Origin of the sequence: Cyanobium sp. Aljojuca 7A6 (genome assembly GCF_024346455.1) — a bacterium.
Classification (GTDB): Bacteria; Cyanobacteriota; Cyanobacteriia; order PCC-6307; family Cyanobiaceae; genus Cyanobium.
Genome location: NZ_JAGQCY010000003.1, coordinates 186,337 through 207,730 on the forward strand (window position 1 = coordinate 186,337; position 21,394 = coordinate 207,730).

22 protein-coding genes are annotated in these 21,394 nt (G+C 69.8%); 13 read left to right on the forward strand and 9 right to left on the reverse strand.

Going from position 1 to position 21,394, the window contains the following annotated elements:
• Nucleotides 1-44 precede the first annotated feature (44 nt).
• On the forward strand, nt 45-575 hold the full coding sequence (locus tag KBY95_RS04240) for a WbuC family cupin fold metalloprotein (protein ID WP_315858889.1): 531 nt from the start codon (nt 45-47) through the stop codon (nt 573-575).
• 19 nt (nt 576-594) lie between these two features.
• Here the strand turns inward: KBY95_RS04240 and KBY95_RS04245 are convergent, their stop codons facing one another.
• Complete coding sequence (locus KBY95_RS04245) at nt 595-1,167, reverse strand: DUF721 domain-containing protein (RefSeq protein ID WP_254963563.1); 573 nt, start codon at nt 1,165-1,167, stop codon at nt 595-597.
• A 95-nt stretch (nt 1,168-1,262) separates the two neighbouring features.
• On the opposite strand from KBY95_RS04245, the gene KBY95_RS04250 reads away from it, so the two are divergent.
• The 5 genes from KBY95_RS04250 to KBY95_RS04270 are packed head-to-tail and all read left to right on the forward strand — an operon-like array spanning nt 1,263 to nt 5,656.
• Nucleotides 1,263-2,036: a PspA/IM30 family protein gene (locus KBY95_RS04250; protein WP_254963565.1), complete on the forward strand. Its 774-nt coding sequence runs from the start codon at nt 1,263-1,265 to the stop codon at nt 2,034-2,036.
• A gap of 35 nt (nt 2,037-2,071) precedes the next feature.
• On the forward strand, nt 2,072-2,422 hold the full coding sequence (locus tag KBY95_RS04255) for a thioredoxin domain-containing protein (protein ID WP_254963567.1): 351 nt from the start codon (nt 2,072-2,074) through the stop codon (nt 2,420-2,422).
• Nucleotides 2,409-3,620: an aminotransferase class I/II-fold pyridoxal phosphate-dependent enzyme gene (locus tag KBY95_RS04260; protein ID WP_254963568.1), complete on the forward strand. Its 1,212-nt coding sequence runs from the start codon at nt 2,409-2,411 to the stop codon at nt 3,618-3,620. Before KBY95_RS04255 ends, KBY95_RS04260 begins: the two co-directional genes overlap by 14 nt.
• The gene (locus KBY95_RS04265; RefSeq protein WP_254963569.1) at nt 3,617-4,408 is read left to right on the forward strand and encodes a biotin--[acetyl-CoA-carboxylase] ligase; all 792 of its coding nucleotides are present in this window, start codon (nt 3,617-3,619) and stop codon (nt 4,406-4,408) included. The genes KBY95_RS04260 and KBY95_RS04265 overlap by 4 nt, the downstream gene beginning before the upstream one ends.
• Nucleotides 4,409-4,444: 36 nt before the next feature.
• Entirely contained in the window at nt 4,445-5,656 is a 1,212-nt protein-coding gene (locus tag KBY95_RS04270) for a M23 family metallopeptidase (RefSeq protein ID WP_396094870.1), read from the forward strand.
• A 14-nt stretch (nt 5,657-5,670) separates the two neighbouring features.
• Here the strand turns inward: KBY95_RS04270 and KBY95_RS04275 are convergent, their stop codons facing one another.
• Complete coding sequence (locus KBY95_RS04275; RefSeq protein ID WP_254963571.1) at nt 5,671-6,354, reverse strand: ABC transporter ATP-binding protein; 684 nt, start codon at nt 6,352-6,354, stop codon at nt 5,671-5,673.
• 18 nt (nt 6,355-6,372) lie between these two features.
• Complete coding sequence (locus KBY95_RS04280; RefSeq protein ID WP_254963723.1) at nt 6,373-7,914, reverse strand: NAD(P)H-quinone oxidoreductase subunit N; 1,542 nt, start codon at nt 7,912-7,914, stop codon at nt 6,373-6,375.
• Nucleotides 7,915-8,098: 184 nt separating this feature from the next.
• On the opposite strand from KBY95_RS04280, the gene topA reads away from it, so the two are divergent.
• Genes topA through KBY95_RS04305 form a run of 5 tightly spaced genes read left to right on the forward strand, consistent with a single transcriptional unit; the run spans nt 8,099 to nt 14,196 of the window.
• Nucleotides 8,099-10,840, forward strand: coding sequence for a type I DNA topoisomerase (topA, locus tag KBY95_RS04285; RefSeq protein WP_254963573.1), 2,742 nt, complete (start codon nt 8,099-8,101; stop codon nt 10,838-10,840).
• Entirely contained in the window at nt 10,840-11,355 is a 516-nt protein-coding gene (locus tag KBY95_RS04290) for a hypothetical protein (RefSeq protein ID WP_254963574.1), read from the forward strand. The genes topA and KBY95_RS04290 overlap by 1 nt, the downstream gene beginning before the upstream one ends.
• Nucleotides 11,356-11,359: 4 nt before the next feature.
• Nucleotides 11,360-12,016, forward strand: a complete 657-nt coding sequence (locus KBY95_RS04295; RefSeq protein ID WP_254963575.1) for a DUF2232 domain-containing protein — start codon at nt 11,360-11,362, stop codon at nt 12,014-12,016.
• Nucleotides 12,017-12,021: 5 nt separating this feature from the next.
• Nucleotides 12,022-13,173, forward strand: a complete 1,152-nt coding sequence (locus KBY95_RS04300; protein ID WP_254963724.1) for a NaMN--DMB phosphoribosyltransferase — start codon at nt 12,022-12,024, stop codon at nt 13,171-13,173.
• The gene (locus KBY95_RS04305) at nt 13,174-14,196 is read left to right on the forward strand and encodes a twin-arginine translocation pathway signal (protein WP_254963577.1); all 1,023 of its coding nucleotides are present in this window, start codon (nt 13,174-13,176) and stop codon (nt 14,194-14,196) included.
• Here the strand turns inward: KBY95_RS04305 and KBY95_RS04310 are convergent.
• Both KBY95_RS04310 and KBY95_RS04315 read right to left on the reverse strand, forming a co-directional pair.
• On the reverse strand, nt 14,193-15,278 hold the full coding sequence (locus tag KBY95_RS04310) for an aldo/keto reductase (protein ID WP_254963726.1): 1,086 nt from the start codon (nt 15,276-15,278) through the stop codon (nt 14,193-14,195). The genes KBY95_RS04305 and KBY95_RS04310 overlap by 4 nt on opposite strands.
• Before the next feature lie 85 nt (nt 15,279-15,363).
• Nucleotides 15,364-15,915, reverse strand: a complete 552-nt coding sequence (locus KBY95_RS04315) for a bifunctional nuclease family protein (RefSeq protein WP_254963578.1) — start codon at nt 15,913-15,915, stop codon at nt 15,364-15,366.
• 69 nt (nt 15,916-15,984) lie between these two features.
• Here KBY95_RS04315 and KBY95_RS04320 point away from each other — a divergent pair, with 69 nt between their 5' ends.
• On the forward strand, nt 15,985-16,626 hold the full coding sequence (locus KBY95_RS04320) for a riboflavin synthase (protein WP_254963579.1): 642 nt from the start codon (nt 15,985-15,987) through the stop codon (nt 16,624-16,626).
• A gap of 103 nt (nt 16,627-16,729) precedes the next feature.
• Nucleotides 16,730-17,320: a DUF308 domain-containing protein gene (locus KBY95_RS04325; protein WP_254963581.1), complete on the forward strand. Its 591-nt coding sequence runs from the start codon at nt 16,730-16,732 to the stop codon at nt 17,318-17,320.
• 18 nt (nt 17,321-17,338) lie between these two features.
• Here KBY95_RS04325 and KBY95_RS04330 read toward each other — a convergent pair whose 3' ends face one another.
• From KBY95_RS04330 to KBY95_RS04345, 4 genes are all read right to left on the reverse strand, one after another.
• Nucleotides 17,339-17,719: an AbrB family transcriptional regulator gene (locus KBY95_RS04330; protein ID WP_254963728.1), complete on the reverse strand. Its 381-nt coding sequence runs from the start codon at nt 17,717-17,719 to the stop codon at nt 17,339-17,341.
• A gap of 121 nt (nt 17,720-17,840) precedes the next feature.
• Nucleotides 17,841-18,443, reverse strand: coding sequence for a heme-copper oxidase subunit III (locus KBY95_RS04335; RefSeq protein ID WP_254963583.1), 603 nt, complete (start codon nt 18,441-18,443; stop codon nt 17,841-17,843).
• A 49-nt stretch (nt 18,444-18,492) separates the two neighbouring features.
• Nucleotides 18,493-20,160: a cytochrome c oxidase subunit I gene (gene ctaD / locus KBY95_RS04340; protein WP_254963585.1), complete on the reverse strand. Its 1,668-nt coding sequence runs from the start codon at nt 20,158-20,160 to the stop codon at nt 18,493-18,495.
• Between the two features lie 46 nt (nt 20,161-20,206).
• Complete coding sequence (locus KBY95_RS04345; protein WP_254963586.1) at nt 20,207-21,085, reverse strand: cytochrome c oxidase subunit II; 879 nt, start codon at nt 21,083-21,085, stop codon at nt 20,207-20,209.
• Between the last annotated feature and the right edge of the window lie 309 nt (nt 21,086-21,394).

Genomic DNA, 21,394 nt, shown 5'->3' on the forward strand with positions numbered 1-21,394 from the left:
CCCCTATGGCCATTCAATCTATGGGCAGTTGCTGATGGCTGCCCGTGCCCCCGCTGGAGTCCGCCGCCCCCTCCCCCCTGCAGCGCATCGATCAGGCGCTGGTCGACACCGTGGCGGCCGGCGCTGCCAGATCACCGCGCCGGCGCCTGAACCACAACTTCCATGCCCCCGCCGATCGGGTGCAGCGCTTCCTCAATGTCCTGCAGATCGGCACCTATGTGCGGCCCCACCGCCACCGGCGCGAAACCCCCGGGGCCGGTTTCGAGTGCTTCCTGGTGCTGCAGGGGGAGGTGGGGCTGCTGCTGCTTGATGGCGGCGGTCGGGTGCTGGGGTGTGAACGGATCAGCGCCGGCGGGCCCCTGTTCGGGATTGAGCTGGCCGAAGGGGTGATCCACACCCTGGTGGCCCTGAGCGCCGATGCGGTGCTCATGGAGATCAAGCAGGGGCCCTACGAGCCATCCGCCGACAAGGACTTCCTGGCTGGTTTCCCCCTGGAGGGCAGTGAGGCCGCGGCGGCCCAGGAGAGGGCCTGGCGGGCCCTGTTCGACGACGACCACGAGGTTGGCGGCCCCTGAAGAGCCCCGGGTGAGGCGTTCAGGCCAGCTCAGCGCGGCGGCAGAAGCTGCAGTGGCCCCAGCGGGCCATCTCCCCGGCCGGCGCCGGCCGACCGCAGGCCGGGCAGTCCGCCATGCCGTGAACATCGCAGCGGCTCGGATGGACGGCCCACACCTCCGCCTCGCTCTGGCCGCCCGGGGTGGTGGGGGCAGGGTGGTGCTGTTGCACCCGCACGTCCCGCACGGCAAAGCCGGCGGCCCGCAGCGAACCCAGCAGCTGGTGGCGGTTGTACTGCAGGGCCTGCAGCCAGGGTCCCGGCGCGGCGCCCACCGTCAGCAGGCCCCCCTGCAGCTGCAGAGGGCGGCAATGGGGGGCCAGCTGGGGGCCGGCGATGCGGGGCCAGTCCCGCCATAGTCCCGCCAGGTGGCCGTCGCGGCGCCAGTCCTGCTGGAGGCTGTCGAGGCAGCTCCCCAGGGCACTGGCCGGCGGCCGGGGAGGCGGCATCAGCAAGGAAATGTTCCCCACCCGGCGCGTCTGCACCGCCTCGCTGATCCAGCGACGGGAGCCGCCGCTGTCGGCTTGGCGGCGCTGGCGGGAACGGGACGGCTCCATGGGCCCACGCTAGGGGTGCGGCAATCCGCTGACCGTTGCAGGGGTGCGCCCGGCCAGTTCTGGCTACTGTCAGTTTCTGCAATAGCCCCGCCTCCATGGGTTTTTTCGATCGGCTGAGCCGCCTTCTGCGCGCCAACCTCAATGACCTGGTGAGCAAGGCCGAGGATCCGGCCAAGATCCTGGATCAGTCCGTGGCGGACATGCAGTCCGATCTGGTCAAGCTGCGCCAGGCCGTGGCCACCGCCATCGCCAGCCAGAAGCGGCTCCAGAATCAGGCTGAGCAGGCCGAGGCCCAGAGCCGCACCTGGTACGAGCGCGCCGAACTGGCCCTCAAAAAGGGTGAGGAGGATCTCGCCCGCGAGTCCCTCTCGCGCCGCAAGACCTACACCGACACCGCCGCCGCCCTCAACGCCCAGCTCAACGGCCAGGCCGGGCAGGTCGACACCCTCAAGCGCAGCCTCACCGCCCTTGAGGGCAAGATCGCCGAGGCCAAGACCAAGAAGGACATGCTCAAGGCCCGTGCCCAGGCGGCCCAGGCCCAGGAGCAGCTCCAGAACGCCGTGGGCAGCCTGAACACCAACAGTTCGATGGCCGCCTTCGACCAGATGGAGGAGAAGGTGCTGAACATGGAAGCCCGCAGCCAGGCCGCCGCCGAGCTGGCCGGGGCCGATCTGGAAAGCCAGTTCGCGGCCCTCGAGGGCAGCAACGTCGACGAAGAACTGGCGGCTCTCAAAAACCGGCTCGAAGGTGGCAAGACCCCCATCTCCCTTCCCATGGAGGGCGGACCGGCCCCCCAGCTGGAGCCGGTGAAGGTGGCTGAGGTGAACGCCGAGCTCGAGGAACTGCGCCAGTCCATCGACAAGCTCTGAATTCATACAATCGGGGCACCGCTGTTCCGAACGCCGTGCCCGCCGACGTCGACTCCCCCGTCCTCGCCCTCACCGACGCCAACTTTCAGGCTTCGGTTCTTGAGGCTCCGGGCCCGGTGCTGGTCGACGTCTGGGCGGCCTGGTGCGGCCCCTGCCGGCTGATGGCCCCCCTGATGACCTGGGCCGCCACGGCCTATGCCGAGACCCCCGGGGGTGCTCTGACCGTCGGCAAGCTGGAGGCCGATCCCAACCCCGTCAGCCGGGACAGCCTGAAGGTGCAAGGTCTGCCCACCTTGATCCTGTTCCGGGCTGGCCTGGAAGTGGCCCGCCATGAAGGTGCCATGGCCCAGTCCCAGCTCAAGGCCTTCCTTGATGCCCATCTCTGAGCGCCTGTCGCGGCTCGGCAGCGGCGTCTTCGCTCGCAACGACCAGCGCAAGGCCGCCTACACCGCCAGAACTGGCCACGCGTGCGCCATTGACGGCGCTCCCCTGCCGCCGCTGCTGGATCTCTCCCTCGGCTCCACCGACCTGCAGCCGCCTGCGGTGGCCCTCGACGCCATCGCCGCGGGTCTGGGCCGGCCCGAGAGTGCTTCGTACTGCCTCCACGCCGCCACCCTGCCCTTCCGTGAAGCGGTGGCGGCGTGGGCGCGGCGGCGATTCGACGTGGCGGTGGATCCGGAAACGGAGGTGCTGTTGCTGGTGGGTTCCCAGGAGGGCACGGCCCATCTGCCGCTGGCGGTGCTCAACCCCGGCGATCCGGCCCTGCTGCTCGACCCCTACTACCCCTCCCACATGGGGGGCCTGCATCTGGCCAGCGCCGATCCGGTGTTGCTGCCCCTCGACGCCGGGGCCGGCTGGCGTCCGGATTTTGACCGACTGGCCCCCAGCCAGTGGCAGGCCCTCAAGCTGATGGTGCTGGGCTTTCCCCACAACCCCACGGCCACCACTGGCGAGCAGGCCTGGCTGGATGCGGCGGTGGAGCGGGCCCTGCGCCACGACGTGGTGCTCGCCCATGACAACCCCTACGTGGATCTGGCCCTGGACGGTGAGGCCCCTGCCCTGCTGCGCCATCCCGCCTGGCGGCGCTGCGGCATCGAGTTCTTCTCCTTCTCCAAGAGCTGGTGTCTGGGGGGGTACCGGCTGGCCTTCGCCATCGGCGCCGAGGACTTGATCAGCGCCTTACGCCAGCTCAAGGGGGTGGTGGATTTCAACCAGTCCCTGGCCCTGCAGGCCGGGGCCATCGCCGCCTTGGAGCTGGCCCCCCACTGGCCGCAGCAGTTGCGCGTGGTCTACCGGGAGCGCCGTGATCGCATGGCCTCTGCCCTCGAGGCCCAGGGCTGGCCCGTGCGGCTGCCCTCAATGGCCCTCTACCTGTGGCTGCAGATCCCTGAGCCGGCGCGGGCTCGGGGTCTGGATTCGGAGCGTTTCTGCGCCGCCCTGCTGGAGGGCACTGGCGTCTGCCTCACCCCCGGCAACGGCTTCGGCCCCGGCGGCGAGGGCTGGCAGCGGTTGGCCCTGGTGCACCCGGCCGCGGAACTGGAGGCGGGGGCGGCCCGCATCGGCGACTGGCTGCGGCGGTTTTGATCGGCGCGATCGGGGCCCAGCGACGAGCGACACCAAACGCCCTGACGCCTCCCCTGCACTGGCGGCTGCGGGCCCTGCCGGTGTGCGCCAGCACCGAGACGCAGCTCGATCGCTGGCTGGCCGATGACCCGCGTCTTGCGGGCGACGGGCCGCTGCGGGCCCCCCGGGCCGTGATCGCCCGCCGCCAGCGCTTCGGCCGCGGCCAGCAGGGCCGCCCCTGGTGCTCCCCGAGCGGGGGGGTCTGGCTGAGTGCGGCCCTGCCCTGGCCCGCCGCTGCCGAGCTGGCCGCCGCCCCCGGCCTGGCGGCGGCGGTCGGACTGTGCCTGCGGCTGGAGTCCCGGGGGCTGGCGGTGCGGATCAAATGGCCGAACGATCTGCTGCTGGTTGCCGCCGATGGGGCCACACCGCTGAAGTTGGCGGGCCTGCTGCCCCGGCTGCGGCTACGGGGGGGCGCCTGCCGCTGGGCCCGCGTGGGTGTCGGGCTCAATGCCGCCAACCGGGTGCCAGCCGGTGCGGTGGCCGTGGCGACGACGTTGCTGGGCCCCCGGCGCGCCGATCCGTTGCTCTGGTGTGGGGAGGTGCTGGCGGCCCTGGAGTGGGCCATGGCCTGGGCCGGGGAGCCCGAGGAGGTGCGCCGGCAGGCGGAGCGGCGTCTGCTGCTGCCTGCTGGGCCCATCCACCTCAACGGGGAAGACTGGTGTCCCATCGGGCTGACGGCCGATGGGGGTCTGCGGCTGGTTCACGGCCCACGGGAGCAGGTGCTGCAACGCACGTTCGGTGCCGGTTGAGCACCCCCCTTACAGTGTGTTTCGCCTTTCCCTGATATGGCCCCCCAGCCCCTCACCGTTCTGACGGCCCTCACGGCCGGGGCCACCGCCTCGTGGCTGGCGATGCCCCTGGTGCTGGCCCAGGCCGTTCCCGGCGTGGAGGTGACGGAAACGCCGTCCACGGCGCCGGTGCTGCGCCCTTCGGTGAGGCTCTCCGCGCCCGTCACGCGCCCCGAGTTTCAGGCGCCTGTGCAACCCCTGGCGCCTCCGCCACCGGTCAGCGGTGAGGCCCCTCCGGCGATGCTGCGTCCTGGAACGGCCGAGCGCCGTCCCGAACCGGTCCGCCGCTTTGATGCCTCCCTCGATGCCCTGGTGCGGGAAGGGGTTGTGACCCCTGGCGAGCGGGTCCGGGTGCGCGGCTCCCTGCTCTCGCCCCAGCAGGCGGCCTCCCGCAGCCAGGCCTGCCGTGCCGGGGCCCTCTCAGTACAGGAATGCAATACCGGTGTGATCATCATCGGCCGCGGCCGCAAGGATGGCCTCGCGGACGGACTGGGCGAGGGGGATCTGGCGGCCGGGGGCCGCGGCATCGGCTTCGGCGGTTTCGGACCTGATGCCTCCCCCCTGCCGCCGATCACCGTTCCCGTCAGCGCCCTGCTCACCGGAGCCGGCGGCAGCTTCCGGCTCACCGACGTGTTTCGCGTCACCCCCCGGCCCGCCCCGATCGGTGGCAACGGCAACCTGCGCCTGCTTTTCCCCCTGATCGGCTCCGCGGTCACCACGAGCGACTTCGGCTGGCGCCTGCATCCGATCATCGGCAGCTGGCTGATGCATGCGGGCCGCGATCTGGCGGCCCCGGAGGGTACGCCGGTGGTGGCAGCCCTCTCCGGACGCGTCGTCAGCAGCGGTCTGGCGGGCGGCTACGGCCTGGCGGTGGAGATTGAGCACGACCGCCCCCGTCGCCGCACCCTCTATGGCCACCTCTCCGAGCTCTATGTCAAGGACGGGGAGATGGTGCGTCAGGGCGAAGTGATCGGCCGCGTCGGCAGCACGGGCCTGAGCACTGGCCCCCACCTGCATTTCGAGCTGCGCCTGCCCCAGGATGGCGGCTGGGTCGCCACCAATCCCGGCGATTTCGACCCCGGCGGCAGCCTGTTCGCCGGCATGGCCGGTCCGGATGGCCGTGGGTCCACCGATGCGGTGGCCCTGCTGATGGGCCAGCTCATCGCCACCCTGGAGCGTCCCCGTTTCCCCCTGTCCTCACCTGGCTGAGTCGGGAGTGCGGGTCAGGCGCTGATGCGTCCGTCGCGGAAGTGCACGACCCGATCGGCCCTGGCGCCCACCTCGTTTTCGTGGGTGACGATCAGGATCGTGATCCCCTGGGCATTGAGATCACCGAACAGGCTCAGCACCTCCTCGGTGGTGTGGGAGTCGAGGGCTCCGGTGGGCTCGTCGGCCAGCAGCATGGCCGGATCGTTGATGATCGCCCGGGCCAACGCCACCCGCTGCTGCTGGCCGCCGGAGAGCTGGTTGGGCTTGTTCTCCAGCCGGTTGGAAAGGCCGACACGATCGAGGGCCGCCAGGGCCCGCCGGCGCCGCTCCTCCTTGGGGATGCGGGCATAGATCATCGGCAGCATCACGTTGTCGATGGCACTCAGCTGGGGCAGCAGATGGAACTGCTGGAACACGAAACCCAGCTGCTGGTTGCGCAGGTCGGCCAGCGCATCGTCGTCGAGGCTGTCGACATCGGTGCCGTTCAGCCGGTAGCTGCCGGAACTCGGCCGGTCCAGGCAGCCGAGGATGTTCATGGCCGTGCTCTTGCCGGATCCGCTGGCCCCCATCACCGCCAGGTAGTCGCCCTGCTGCACGATCAGCGAAAGGTCGTCGAGGGCACGAACCTCTGTGTCGCCACTGCCGTAAACCTTGGAGACGTGCGCCAGCTCGGCCACCGGGGGCTTGGGGAGATCCATGGCCGAAAGGCTAGGAAGTCAGCCCAGCGGGGCGATGGCCGCCGCGGCGATGGCCTGCTGCAGGATTGGGGTGCCGGCCACGGTGGAGCTGGCCCAGTCGAACAGCGGGCTGGAGAGGACGCCACCCACGGCGGTGATCACCACGCAGCCCACGAGGGCGGCGCGCAGGGGCTGCATGCCGGCCACATTCCAGGTGATGGCGGGGTAAGCCTTGACCACATCGGAGGCCTCCTGGGGTTCTTTCACCACCATCATCTTGATCACCGAGATGTAGTAATAGATCGACACCACGGAGGTGACCAGACCCACCACCACCAGCAGGTATTGGTGGTCGGCCCAGCCGGCGAAGAAGAGGTAGATCTTGCCGAAGAAGCCCAGCATCGGTGGGATGCCGCCAAGGGAGAGCAGGCAAAGACTCAGGCCCAGGGTGATGAGGGGATCCTTCTGATAAAGACCGGCGTAGTCGGCGATGCGGTCGCTGCCGGTGCGCAGGGAAAACAGGATGATGCAGGCGAAGGCGCCCAGGTTCATGAACAGATAGGCCGCCATGTAGAGCACCATCGCCGAGAAGCCGTCCTCGGTGCCGCACACCAGGCCGATCATCACGAAACCGGCCTGGCCGATGGAGCTGTAGGCCAGCATCCGTTTCATCGAAGTCTGGGCCAGGGCCACCACGTTGCCCAGCACCATGCTCAGCACCGCCAGCACGGTGAACAGGAACTTCCACTGGGCATCGAAGCTCTCGAAACAGCCCACCAGCAGTCGCACCGCCAGGGCGAAACCGGCGGCCTTGGAGCCAACCGACAGAAAGGCGACCACCGGCGTGGGGGAACCCTCATAGACATCGGGGGTCCACTGGTGGAAAGGAACCGCGGCGATCTTGAAGGCCACGGTGGCCAGCACGAACACCAGGGCCAGGGCCGTGATCGGCGAGGCACTGGTCTGCAGCGCCAAACCGATGGTCGCCAGGCTGGTGGCACCGCCGCTGAGGCCGTAAAGGAGCGAGGCGCCGTAGAGGAACACCGCCGCGGCGGCCGATCCCACCAGCAGATACTTCAGGGCCGCCTCGGAACTGCGGGCATCCCGCTTCATGTACCCCGCGAGCAGATAGCTGGCGACCGAGAGGGTTTCCAGGGAAATGAAGATGCTCACCAGGTCGGTGGAGCCGCACAGGAACATGGCCCCGAGGGTCGCGGCCAGCAGGATCGCGGCGTATTCGCCCATCGGTGTGCCGCTGCGCTCCACGTACCGCCAGCTCAGCAGAAGGGAGATCAAGGTGGAGGCGGCCACCACCGCCCGGAAGGCGATGGCCAGGTTGTCGGCCAGGAAGGATCCGAGGAAGGAGGGCTCCAGGGGGCTGTTCCACTGCAGCGCCAGCAGCACCAGGGAGGCTCCCAGGCCGCCGTAGCAAATGGGCGGCACCCAGCGGCTGGCCGCCTTCTCCCCAGCCAGGTCAACCACCAGGCAGACCACCAGTGTCAGAAGGACGGCCACTTCCGGAGCGATCGCCCCGGCGTTCAGCTGCAGGGCCAGGCCGCCGGTGCCAAGACCTGAGGCAATGGCTTCCGCGGCGGAAGCGGCCGTGGTGACGGCGCTCGCTGCTGCCAGAAACAGGACTGACACAGGGATCGGGGAGGCACGCAATGTGGCGGACTGTAGCCGCCATCTGGGGGGTCAGTCTGGTGCCCCGATACCCGCTGGGTCCGCCGATGCGATAAAGAAGGAAGCGGTATCGCGCCTTCCCGTGGCCCACACCCTGGTCATCGTCGAGAGCCCCACCAAGGCCCGCACCATTCGGGCGTTCCTGCCCAAGACCTTCCGGGTGGAGGCGTCGATGGGCCATGTGCGTGACCTGCCCAACAACGCCAGCGAGATTCCTGCGGCCCATAAAGGAGAAAAGTGGGCCAACCTCGGCGTCAACACCGCTAACGCCTTTGAGCCCCTCTACGTGGTGCCGAAGGACAAGAAAAAGGTGGTGAAGGAGCTCAAGGACGCGCTCAAGGATGCCGACCAGCTGCTGCTGGCCACGGACGAGGACCGGGAAGGGGAGAGCATCAGCTGGCACCTGCTCCAGCTCCTGGGGCCGAAGGTGCCGGTCAAGCGGATGGTGTTCCACGAGATCACCAAGGAGGCGATCGGCCGTGCCCTCGACCAGACCCGTGATCTCGACATGGAGCTGGTCCATGCCCAGGAGACCCGCCGCATCCTCGATCGCCTGGTGGGCTACACCCTGTCGCCCCTGCTCTGGAAAAAGGTGGCCTGGGGCCTGTCCGCCGGACGGGTCCAATCGGTGGCGGTGCGGCTGCTGGTGCAGCGCGAGCGGGCCCGCCGCGCCTTCCGCAGCGGCAGCTACTGGGATCTCAAGGCCGGCCTTGAGCAGGCGGCGGTGCCGTTTGAAGCACGGCTGACCCATTTGGGGGCTGAGCGCATCGCCGGCGGCTCCGATTTCGACGAGACCACCGGCGGCCTGAAGCCCGGCAGCAAGGTGAAGCTGCTCAGCGAGGCCGAGGCCGGCGCCCTCAAGGCCGCCGTCGAGAGCTCCCCCTGGCGGGTGTCGGCGGTGGAGGAGAAGCCCACGGTGCGGCGGCCCGTGCCCCCCTTCACCACCAGCACCCTGCAGCAGGAGTCCAACCGCAAGCTGCGGCTCTCGGCCCGCGACACCATGCGCACGGCCCAGGCTCTCTATGAGCGGGGCTTCATCACCTACATGCGCACCGACTCGGTGCACCTGTCCGACCAGGCCCTGACGGCGGCACGCAACTGCGTCGGCGCCATGTATGGCAAGGAATTCCTCAGCCCGGCGCCGCGCCAGTTCAGCACCAAGGCCCGCAATGCCCAGGAGGCCCACGAGGCGATCCGCCCCGCTGGCGAGAGCTTCCGCACGCCCAAGGATTCCGGCCTCGACGGCCGCGACCTGGCCCTCTATGAGCTGATCTGGAAGCGCACCGTGGCCAGCCAGATGGCCGATGCCCGGCTCACCCTGCTGGCGGTCGACATCGAAGCGGCGGGCGCCACCTTCCGCTCCAGCGGCAAGCGCATCGACTTCGCCGGCTTCTTCCGCGCCTATGTGGAGGGCAGCGATGACCCCGACGCGGCCCTGGAGGGCCAGGAGGTGCTGCTGCCGTCGCTCGCCGTCGGTGACAGCCCCCTCTGCCGCGGCGTCGAGGCCCTCGGCCACCAGACCCAGCCCCCCGCCCGCTACAGCGAGGCGGCCCTGGTGAAGACCCTGGAGAAGGAGGGCATCGGCCGTCCCTCCACCTACGCCAGCATCATCGGCACCATCGTCGACCGGGGTTACGCCACCCTGCAGAACAACGCCCTCACCCCCAGCTTCACGGCCTTTGCGGTGACGGCCCTGCTGGAGGAGCACTTCCCCGACCTGGTGGACACGGCCTTCACCTCGAAGATGGAGCACACCCTCGACGAGATTTCCACCGGCAAGGTGTCCTGGCTGCCCTATCTGGAGGGCTTCTACAAGGGCGAGAAGGGCCTGGAGACCCAGGTGCAGCAACGGGAGGGCGACATCGACCCCGGCATCTCCCGGACGGTGGTGCTGGAGGGTCTGCCGTGTGTGGTGCGGATCGGCCGCTTCGGCGCCTACCTGGAGACCAAGCGGGTGGCCGAGGACGGCAGTGAGGAGCTGCTCAAGGCCACCCTGCCCCAGGAGATCACCCCCGCCGATCTCGATGCCGAGAAGGCCGAGCTGCTGCTGCGCCAGAAGGCTGAGGGGCCCGAGTCCCTCGGCGAGGACCCCGAGACCGGCGAGCAGGTGTACCTGCTGTTCGGCCAGTACGGCCCCTACGTGCAGCGCGGCCAGGTGAGCGAGGAGGTGCCCAAGCCCAAGCGGGCCTCCCTGCCCAAGGGCGTCAAGCCCGAAGACCTCAGCCTGGAGGACGCCTTGGGGCTGCTGCGGCTTCCCCGTCTCCTGGGCGAGCACCCGGAGGGGGGCAAGGTGCAGGCCGGGCTGGGGCGCTTCGGCCCCTATGTCGTCCACGACAAGGGCAAAGGGGAGAAGGACTACCGCTCCCTCAAGGCCGAGGACGACGTGCTGGCCGTGGGCCTGGGCCGGGCCCTGGAGCTGTTGGCCATGCCCAAGAAAGGCCGCGGCGGTCGTACGGCGCTCAAGGATCTGGGGGCGCCGGAGGGCTCCGAGGAGACCATCCAGCTGTTCGATGGTCCCTATGGGCTCTACGTCAAACAGGGCAAGGTGAACGCCTCCCTGCCGGAGGGCACCACCGCCGACACCATCAGCCTGGAGCAGGCGGTGGAACTGCTGGCCGCCAAGGCCGCCACCAGCAAGACCGCCGCCAAGGCCCGCAGCGCCACCCGGGCGGCCGCCAAGGGCACCGCGGGAGCCGCCGCCAAAAAAGCAGCGGCCAAGCCAGCCGCCACCAAGGCCGCCGCCGCCAAGAAGCCTCCCGCCACCACCAAGTCCGGTCGCCTGCGGGCCAGCGCCGTGCGGGTGATCAAACCCGCCAGCAGCTGATGGCGTCAACCCGCCCCTCCCTTCCGCTGGCGGGAACCCTGCTGACGCTGCCCCTGCTGCTGTCCGCCTGCGGCGGCACACCGTTCGGCGAGGCCCTGTCGCGCAGCTTTTCCCGCGCCCCGGCCGCCCCAGCCTCCCCCCCAGCCACCGCCCCCCGGGCGCTGACGCCCGCCAACCCGGCCCCCACCCCAGCGAGCCCGGCCCGTCCGGCGGCCAACGAACCCCCGGCCCGTTCTCCGGCCACCGCCACCCCGGAGACCCCGGTGGCCCCGGCGGTCCGTCCGGCCCCCTACCGCGTCACCATCCGCCTGCCCCTGGCTGATCCCTCGGCGCCCGCCGAGGTGGTCACCAAGGCGCTGCGGGCCGCTGGGGTGCCGTTCGAGGTGGAGACGATCGAGCGCATGCCATCGGCTGGCACCCCGGCCACGGAGACCCCCGCCCCCGCCACCGGCAGCGCGGTCCCCGCCACTGGCAGCGCGGCCCCCACCTCCCGTCCGGCGCCAGCGCCGCGCTGAGCCGATGACCCCTCCCTCCCGGCGGCAGCTGAGCCCTCGCCAGGCGCGCCAGCTGATGGACACCGCCTACCTGGCGGCCTCCACCGCCCTGCTGTGGGTGGCGCTCTACTACCTGCCGGTGGGCAGTCCCCTGTTCCGCCTCGCCCTGCCCCTGCCCCTGGCCCTGTTGCAGCTGCGCCATGGCTGGCGCTGTGCCCTGGAGGGGGTGGTGGTGACGGCCCTGTTGCTGGTGGCCCTGATGGGGCCGATCCGCGGCCCCCTGGTGCTGTTCCCCTATGGCCTGCTCTCGCTCTGGCTGGGCTGGGGCTGGCGTCGTCGCAGCAGCTGGTGGCTCACCCTGGGGGTGGGCGGCCTGATCGGCGCCGGCGGCTTCCTGGTGCGGGTGGCGGTGCTTTCGGTGCTGGTGGGGGAGAACCTCTGGGTGGTGATCACCACCGCCGCCGCCAACCTGTTGGACCGCCTGGCCGGGGTGGTGGGTCTGGCCGGGGGCTTTGACCTGGCCCAGGTGCAGGTCGCGGCCCTGCTGCTGGTTCTGTTGCAGAACCTGATCGTGGTGCTGGCCCTCCACGCCGTGGCCTACTGGATCTTCCCCAGGCTCGACCTGCCGATCAGCGAACCACCGCCGGCCCTGCGCGGCCTGGTGGCCCTCGACCCCCTTTGAGCCAGGTGCGGCGGATCTGCGGTTCCGCGGCCGCCGCCGACCGCTGGTGCGGCCCCTGGTGGCAGGGTTGGCGCCACAGCGATGTGCTGCTGCTGCTGGCAGCTACCGACACCGCCGCCGTTCCCGGCATCTCCGCCGCCGGCGCCACCCCCAGCTCCCGGCTCCGCACGGCGGCGGCTGATGCCGAGCTGCTGCTGCTCGGCCCGTCCGCTGAGCGTCCCCATGCCCTGCCGCCCCTGCCCGCCGGGGTGTCGCCCGCCCTGATCAGCCATGTGGTGCTGCGGGAGTTGGCCCTGACCCCCCTGGTGGTCGACCTGGGCTGCCCGGTGGCCCCGGCGGTGGCCCACCTGCGGCTGCCGGGGCTGGCCGGGGGTGGCCCGGCCCGCTGCCTGAGCGGCGGTGAGGCCCTCGATCCGGCCCGGCTGGAGGCCCTGCTGGCCCTGGGCCGTCGCTGGGGGGAGCGCCTGCCCCCCGGGCGCCCGCTGCTGCTGGCGGAATGTGTTCCCGGGGGCACCAGCACCGCCCTGGCCGTGCTGGTGGGGCTGGGGGTGGCGGCCCATGGGCTGGTGAGCGGCAGCCTGCGCCACCCCGACCATGGCCGCAAGGGGGCGCTGGTGGAACGGGGGCTGCGGGCAGCGGGCCTGGAGGGCGCCGCGGCAGGGGATGGGGACGCTGCCGTGCGGGTGGCCGCTGCCCTCGGGGATCCGATGCAGCCCCTGGCTGCCGCCATGGTGCTGGCCGCCGCCGCGGATGGCCGGACCGTGCTGCTGGCGGGCGGCAGCCAGATGGCGGCAGTGCTGGCCCTGGCCCTGGCCCTGGCGCCCCCTTCCCTGCGCCCGGCGATCGCCGCCGGCACCGCCCTGGGCACCACCGCCTGGGTGGCCGACGAGGCGGGCAGCGACCTGGCGCTGCTGCTGCGCCGCATCGGAGACCGCTGGGGGGTGGAGCCCCTGGCCTTCGCGGCCGACCTGCGCTTCACCGATCCCTGCCATCCGGCCCTGGCGGCCTACGAGCGGGGCTATGTGAAAGAGGGGGTGGGGGCGGGGGGGCTGGCCCTGCTGTGGCAGCTCAGCGGCCGCCCAGGCCCGGCCCTGGCCCGCCTCTGCGACCAGGCCTGCGCCACGCTGCTGGGGCCGCCGCCGCCTACGGTCCGCTGAATGGGTGCCCCCTTCCCGCCACCACCATCCCCGGGCCTCAGCCGCCGCACCCTGCTGCGCCTCGGTGCCGCCTCCGCCCTCACCTTGCTGGCCGGCTGCGACCGCCAGGAGCCGTTGCTGCTGGGCAGCCGGGGCGATCTGCCCGCCGCCTGGGTCCGCCGCCTGCCCAAACCCTGGCGCAGCCAGCTCCTGGAGGATCCCGCCCAGGTGCTGGCCCGGGCGGCCGCTCCCCTGACGGGCCTGGTGCAGCTCAGTGATGGCTGGGCCGGCGAGCTGAAGTCCGCCGACCTGCAGCCCATCGGCACGCCAGCCCTGATCGAGCGTCTCGCCCCGATGGCGGCTCCGCTGGCCCGCCTCCATGGCCCGCCCGGCGCCGCCCCCCTGGCCTTCCCCTGGTCCTACGGCCCCTGGGTCCTGGTGCTGCGTAGTCGGCCCGACCTGGACCGGCGGCGGGCCGAGGGTTGGGATCTGCTGCTCGACCCCAGCCTGGCCGGGCGGCTGGTGCTCCCCTCCTCCCCCCGGGTGACGATCGCCTTGGTGGGGGAGGATCCGGAGCGCCTGCGACGCCTGCGGCGCTCAGCCCTGGCCTACGACGAGCGGGATGGCCTGAGCCTGCTGCTCACCGGCGAGGCCGAGGCCGCCGTGCTGCCCCGCCAGCGGGTGGTGGGTTTGCTGCGCCGCGATCCCCGGCTGCAGGTGCTGCTGCCCGAGGGCGGCTCTCCCCTGAGCTGGAACCTGCTGCTGCGGCCAGCCGGTCCCCATCCGGAGCCGCCCCTGGAGTGGCTGGGAGAGGCCCTGGAGCCCCCCCTGCTGCCCGCCCTGCTGGCGGGCGGCTGGGTGCCGCCCTTGCCCAGGGAGCAACTGCAGAGGGTCCTGGCGGAGTTCCCGGCGGCCATCGCCGCCCTGCTGCTGCCCCCCCAGTCGGTGCTGGAGCGCTGCTTCAGCCTGCCGCCGCTGGCGGCCGCCGAGCGCCGCAGGCTGCAGCAGCTCTGGGATGGGGCGGCCCCCGTTCCTGCCGCCTAGTCCCACAGGCGGCGACGCGGTGCGGCCGCCAGCCGCCGGTGGGTGTCGGCCAGGAGTTCGGGGATGGGCAGCTGGAGCGGGCAGCGGGGCAGGCAGGCGCCACAGCCGCCGCAGGCGGAGGCATCCACCTGCTCCCACCAGTGACCGGCCCGCCCGATCAGGTTGTAGCGCTCGCCTGCGAACGCTTCCATGCCATGGCCAACGGCCAGGTTGCGCAGCCGCAACAGGGCGGGGATCGGCACGGTGTTGGGGCAGGGCAAGCACTGGCGACACTGGCCGCAGCGGTCGGCCCCGAGGCGCTTCTGGCCGGCCGCTTCCAGCCGGGCCAGCGCCGCCGCGAGGTCCTGGCGATCGCCGGCGCTCAGGACATCGGCGGTGGCACCCAGGCGAAGGGCCCAGGCCAGGTCCTGCGGCCGGGCGGCCCCCAGGGAGAGGGTGCTGATCCCTTCGGCCAGCAGGAAGCGGTAGGCCAGTTCCAGGGGGGCGAAGGGGGCACAGTCGGCCGTGAGCTCAGGCGGGGGGGCATACAGACGGCCGCCCTTGTCGGCCGGGGAGATGGCCATCACGCCGAGTCCCGCCGCCAGGGCCTGGCGGGCCAGGGGCAGCCGCTCCTGGTCGAACAGATGCACGTGCAAGCTGCAGAAGCTGAAGCGGTGGCTGTCCAGGGCCGCGGCGATCAGTGCCGTGTCGCCGTGGCTGCTGAAGCCCACCTGGCCCACCAGCCCCTCCCCCATGGCCCAGGCCAGCAGCTCGGCCCCTGGCCCCGAAACGGCCCAGGCCAGATGGTCCGGCCGGTTGAGGCCGTGCACCGCCAGATTGTCGAGCCGTTCGATCCCGAGGCGCTTCAGGCAGGCCCGCAGCTGGCTGCGGCCGTCCTCCAGCTCCAGGCCGGGCAGCAGCTTGCTGGTGAGCACCAGGGCGGCGCGACCAGCCGGATCGTGCGCCGCCAGACGCTGCAGGGCCCGACCGAGGAAGGCCTCGGCGGGGCCGTAGGCGGGGGCGGTCTCGATGTGGTTGATCCCGGCCGCCAGGGCCGCCACCAGCACGGCGTCCATGGCCTCCGGGGAGTCCAGGGCCCGCATCGTGCCGAGGGTGAACGGCGACACCGGCCTCCCCGTCCCGAAGGATCGCCATCCTGCCGGCAGCGGCGGCCCTGGGTCTTGGGGATCAGGCGCCAGAGCCGCCGCCCTCGGGGGCTTCCTCCGGGCCGAGATCAGGCTCCGCAAGCGTGCGGCCAATGTGGCGGATCAGGTCGGCCGGGCTGGTGCGGTCGAGGAAGCGGCGAAAATCCTCCTGATCTTCGGCATCGGCCTCTGCATCCACCGGGATCGAGGCATCGGCTACCACCTCCTCAAGCATCCAGATGCCGCTGTCCGTGCGCAGGGCCAGGGCGATGGCATCGCTGGGCCTGGCGTCCAGTTCGATCGGGCCGTCGCTGCCATCCTGCAGCTTGAGCACGGCCCGGAAGGTGTTGTCCTCGATCGCATGAATGATCACGCGCTCCAGTTGCAGGCCCCCGGCTTCCAGCAAGCGGGCCATCAGGTCGTGGCTGAGGGGCCGGGGCGGCCGTTCCCTGTTGAGGCCAGAGAGGATGTTCTGCGCCTGGGCCTGGTCGATCCAGATCGGCACCTGCCTGCGGCCGGCAGGATCGCGCAGCAGGACGATCGGGCTTCGGCTGGCCGCGTCCAGGGCGATCCCGGCGACACACATTTCAACCATGGTCGGGCCCGCTCCTCGCACGTGATGGTCCCCGTGAAACGATTATGGCCAGTGCCGCCGCCTCAGGGGATGTTCACCGGACTGGTGCAGGCCATCGGCAGGCTGGAGCGGAGTCCGGCCGGTGTGCGGGTGCGCACCGACCTCGGCCCCCTGGCCCTGGGGGACAGCGTCGCTGTTGACGGGGTCTGCCTCACGGTGGCCGAACTGCTCTCTGACGGCTTCCGGGCCGATGTCAGCGCGGAGACCCTGGGCCGCAGCACCCTGGCCGAGCGGGCCGCCGCCGGCGGCTGGGTGAACCTGGAGCCGGCCCTGCGCCTGGTCGACCGCCTCGGCGGCCACCTGGTCAGTGGTCATGTCGACGGCCTTGGAGAGATCACCACCATCCAGCGGCAGCCCGACGCCTGGCGGCTGGAGGTGGCCTGGTTGGATCCTGCCTACGGCCGCTACGTGTGCGAGAAGGCGAGCGTGGCGCTTGATGGCATCAGCCTGACCGTGGCGGGATGTGAGGCCGACGGCAGCCACTTCTGGATGGCCGTGATTCCCACCACCTGGAACGGCACCACCCTGGCGGGGCGCCGGGTGGGCGAGAGGGTCAATCTGGAGGCCGATCTGCTGGCCAAGTACACCGAGCGGCTGCTGCGGCCGGCTGGGACGACGGCGCCGGAGGCCACGCTCTCCTCCGCCTGGCTGGCCGAGCACGGCTGGGGTTAGACGGCCCGCGCCGGAACCAGACCGCCCAGATGCTGCGAGTCATCAACGCCCCTGGTCAGCGTCGGTCTCCCTTGTCACGCTGGCGACAGCGCCAATCGCGAAGATGCTCACTCCCGAAGCCCAGTCCTCCCGCCAGGCCATGGGGGCAGCCCTGCGCGCCTTCACCCTGGCCGAGGGGGTGATGCTGCTCGTGCTGGGGGTGCTGGCCCTCGTGTTTCCCGTGCTGGCCTCCAAGTGGGTCACGGCCGTGGTGGCGATCGCCTTCCTGGTGGGGGGCCTGGTGGGGTGGATCAGCTCCCTGCTGCGCTCCCCAGGGCTGAGCAGGGCCATCACCTTCTGGCGCCTGGTGACCTCCACCCTGTTCCTGGTCCTGGGGGTGTGGATGTTCCAGCAGATGGCCTCCGGTCCGGCGGCGGCGGCCATCCCGATGGCCGGCCTGGCACTGGCCATTGGTGTGGTGTTTGTGGTGGAGGGGTTGGTGGAGGCCCTGGTCGCCACCTCCCACCGTCACATCACCGGCTGGCGCTGGGGGCTGGTGAACGGTCTGGTGACGCTCGCCCTGGGCCTGCTGATCCTGACGCTGAAGTTCTGGAGCCTGCTCTGGGTGGTGGGCACTCTGGTGGGGATCAGCTTCCTGTTCAGCGGTATCGACCTGCTGCGTTTCAGCGCCAGCTTCCACCCCGAAGCCGATTGACGACCCACGGGACCCGGCTCAGGAGAGGGTGTCCCCGACGGCCCCATCCAAGGGCAACAGCCAGATCGAACCGGTTTCCTTGTGGATCTCGATTCTGAACTCCTGACCCGGTTCCAGCCCCATGCGCCGGGTGTAGGCCTGGCCGATCAGCAGGTTGCCGTTGCCGTGCACCCGGGTGCGGAATTCAGCCTGACGTCCCTTCCCGACCCCACTGGCAGCGCCGCTGGCGGCCCCACTCGACGGCAGGGTGTAGCCCTTGGCGGCCACCAGGGCCCGGTAAAAATTCTTCTTGAGCACCCTTCCGCTTGGCCCCACATAGCCGCAGGCACGGGCGATCTGGTCCTCCGGCCGGTTGCTGAGCGAGCGGGCCCTCTCCAGCAAGGCCTGGCCCTCCAGCATCACCGCCCCGGCTGAGTTGTCCTCATTGGCTGGTCCTTTCTGGGCACCCATCAGCCGGTCAGACGGAGACTTCTGAATTGATTGTGCCGATCGTTGTGCTGAACAGGCAACAGTCAGGGAATCAAAGCAGGTAAAGAATGCCGTAAAGCACCACCCAGATTCCGTCGACGAAATGCCAGTAGAGCTCTGCGGCTTCCAGACCGAAGGGGGCGGCACTGGTGACGCGACCTCCCTGGCGGGTCTGGAACCAGACCAGGAGGATGCAGATCACCCCGAGGGTGACATGCAGCCCGTGAAAGCCCGTCAGGGCATAGAACGTGCTGGCGAAGAGGTTGTCGGTGAGGCCGAAGGGCAGAGTGAAGTACTCGATCATCTGCCCGGCCAGGAAGGCGGCTCCGAGGCCTGCGGTAAGCAGCAGCCAGGCGCGGCAGGGGCCCATCTGGCCCAGCAGCAGATGGCGGCCCGAGCGGTGGAAGGTGTAGCTGCTCACCAGCAGCAGCATCGTGTTGATCGATGGCAGCAGCAGTTCCAGCTCGTAGGTCGACCCCGCCGGCAGCGGATTGACCGCACGGAAGGTGAGATAGGCGGCGAAGAAGCCGGCGAAGGTCATGCCGTCGGCCACCAGGAAGGTGGCCAGACCAAAAAGCCTCAGGTCCGCATGGCCTTCGTGGGCCTCGGCGGTGACCGCTTCGGCGGCGCTGGTGCTGGTGGCGAGGCTGGTCATGGGACGACGGACAGGGGACGGCGGGGGTGAGGAAAGCGGTGGGGGCGATTCAGCGGCGACCGGCGCCACTCCAGAGGTCCTTGCCGGTGGCGGCCTCCAGGCTCAGGGTTTCTTCATCAACGCCGTAACCGTAGGGGTGTTCGACCAGCGGCGCTGCACCGATCCAGTTCTCCACAGGCGGTGGCGAGGAGGTGAGCCATTCAGGGGTGAGGGCGTTCCAGGGGTTGTCGCCGGCCACCTGGCCCCGGAAGGCACTCACCAGCACGTTGTAGAGGAAAGGCAGGCTGCTGATCGCCATCAGCAGGGCCCCCACACTGCTGATCTGGTTGAGGGTGGTGAAGCTGGGGTCGTACTCGGCCACCCGACGGGGCATGCCGTTGAGGCCGAGCCAGTGCTGGGGGGCGAAGCAGAGGTTGAAGCCCACGAAGGTGAGCAGGAAATGCAGCCGACCTAGATCTTCATTGAGCATCCTGCCGGTGAACTTCGGATACCAGTGATAGATGGAGGCGAAAATCACGAACACCGTGCCGCCATAAACAATGTAATGGAAGTGGCCGACCACGAAGTAGGTGTCGTGCACGTGGATGTCGAAGGGCACCTGGGCCAGGGCCACCCCAGTGATCCCACCGAACACGAAATTGACGATGAAGGCGCAGGAGAACAGCATGGCGCTGTTCAGGGCCAGCTTGCCGCCCCAAAGGGTGGCCAACCAGTTGAAGAACTTGATGCCCGTCGGTACGGCGATGAACGAGGTGGCGATCGTGAAGAACAGACGCATCCAGGGAGGCGTGCCACTGGTGAACATGTGGTGGGCCCAGACCACCAGGCCCAGTACCACGATGGCCATGATCGAATACACCATGGTGGTGTAGCCGAACAGAGGCTTGCGGGCGTGGATGGGCAGAATTTCACTCACCAGGCCGAAGGCCGGGAGCACCATGATGTACACCGCCGGGTGTGAATAGAACCAGAAAAGGTGCTGGTAGACCACCACATTTCCCCCCAGAGCCGGATTGAAGAAGCCGGTGTGGGCAACGATGTCGAAGCTGAGAAGCAGCAGGGTACCGGCCAGTACGGGGGTGGAGAGCACCACCAGGATGCTGGTGCCGAGCATCGCCCAGCAGTACATCGGCAGCTGCATCAGCTTCAATCCCGGACGCCGCAGCTTGAGAACGGTGGCGATGAAATTGATGCCACCGAAGATCGAGCTGCCCCCCAGCAACAGCACACTCACGATCCACACCACCTGACCCAGGGCGGGGGTGGTGAGGCTCAGCGGCGGGTAGGCCGTCCAGCCGGATTGGGCGGCTCCAGTGATGAAGTAGCTGCCGATCAACAGGATCCCGGCTGGTGGAATCATCCAGAAAGCCACGGCGTTGAGCCTGGGGAAGGCCATGTCCCTGGCGCCCACATAGAAGGGAATCAGGTAGTTACCGAAGCCCCCATTGACCACCGGAACGATCCACAGAAAGATCATCACGGTGCCATGCAGCGTGAGAACCTCGTTGTAAGTTTCCCGGCTGACGAAATCGGAGATCGGGCTGGCCAGCTCGGCGCGGATCACTCCCGCCATGGCACCGCCAATGAAATAGAAGAGGAAGCCCGTCACCAGGTACTGGAGACCGATCACCTTGTGATCGAGGCTGAAGCTGAAATAGCGCAGCCAGCCCTGGGGTTGGAGGCTGTCCTGGAAATCGTTGGGGGAGGCGACAGTCATCGGGGCTGGAAGGATCGGGAGAAATGGGGACCGGCAGAACGGACGCTCAGGCGGTGGGGGTGCTGGGAGCACTGGCGACCGTGGCTGTCACAGGGCTGTTCTTCTGGAGCCAGGCGTCGTAGGCATCGGGTTCGTGCACGATCACGGTGGAGCGCATGCCGCCGTGGTACGGACCACAGAGCTCGGCGCAGATGATCGGGTAGCTGCCCGCCTTGGTGGGGGTGAAGGTGAGCACGGTGGGCTGGCCGGGGATCACGTCCTGCTTGAGCCGGAACTGGGGCACCCAGAAGGCATGGATCACGTCATTGGCCTTCATGCGCAGCTCCACCGGCCGGCCATTGGGCACGTGCAATTCGCCGCTGGTGATGTCCCCTTCCGGGTAGTGGAAGATGAAGGCGAACTGCATGGCCGTCACCTCCACCGGCAGGACATTGGCTTCGCCGGCTCCGGTGCCGATGCCCCCCCAGACCCGGGCTGCGGGCTCCTGGCCTCCCTCGGCGGAGCTGACGGACGCCTCCATGGTCTCCATCGCGGGCATCTGATGCATGGCGGAATGGTCGTTGAGGCTGCTCATGCCGCCCATCCGCTCATAGATGTCGTAGCTGTAAATGCCCACGAACAGGACCACGATCGCGGGGATCGCGGTCCAGACGATCTCGAGCAGCAGGTTGCCCTCGATCGCCAGCCCGTCGGTGTGGTCCCCGGCCCGACGACGGAACCGCACCAGGCTGAACACCACCAGGCCGACGATGCCCAGGAACAGGATCGTGCCGATGCTGAACAGGACCCGGAACAGGGAGTCGTAGACAGGCGCGTTGGCGCTGGCGTCGAGGGGCAGGAGGTCGACGTTGTAACCCACCCAGAGGCCGGAGAGGACGAGCGCCATGCCCACCAGCAGGGTGACCAGGGAGGAGGGAATCGGCACGGAGTCGGCGGCGGGACGGCTGTCGGGAGGGTGGAGGGCTCCTGAGGTCAACAGCTTATGGAAGGCCGTTCGCGGGCCGTGCGTTCGTTGTAGCCAGAGAAGCAATTTCGGAGAAATTTCACATTCAGTTCGCACGATGTGCGGATTCGCACATCTTTCAAGGCCAGGCAACTTCGTTGCCCGCCATCGCGCCTGTCCAGGGCCAGGGCCGCTGCTGCCCTGCCGCCGTTGTTCGTCAGCGCTGGCGGACCAGGCTGGTGAAGTTGGCGAGGGTCTGGCCTGAGTCTCTCGGCAATGGTGGCAAGAGCC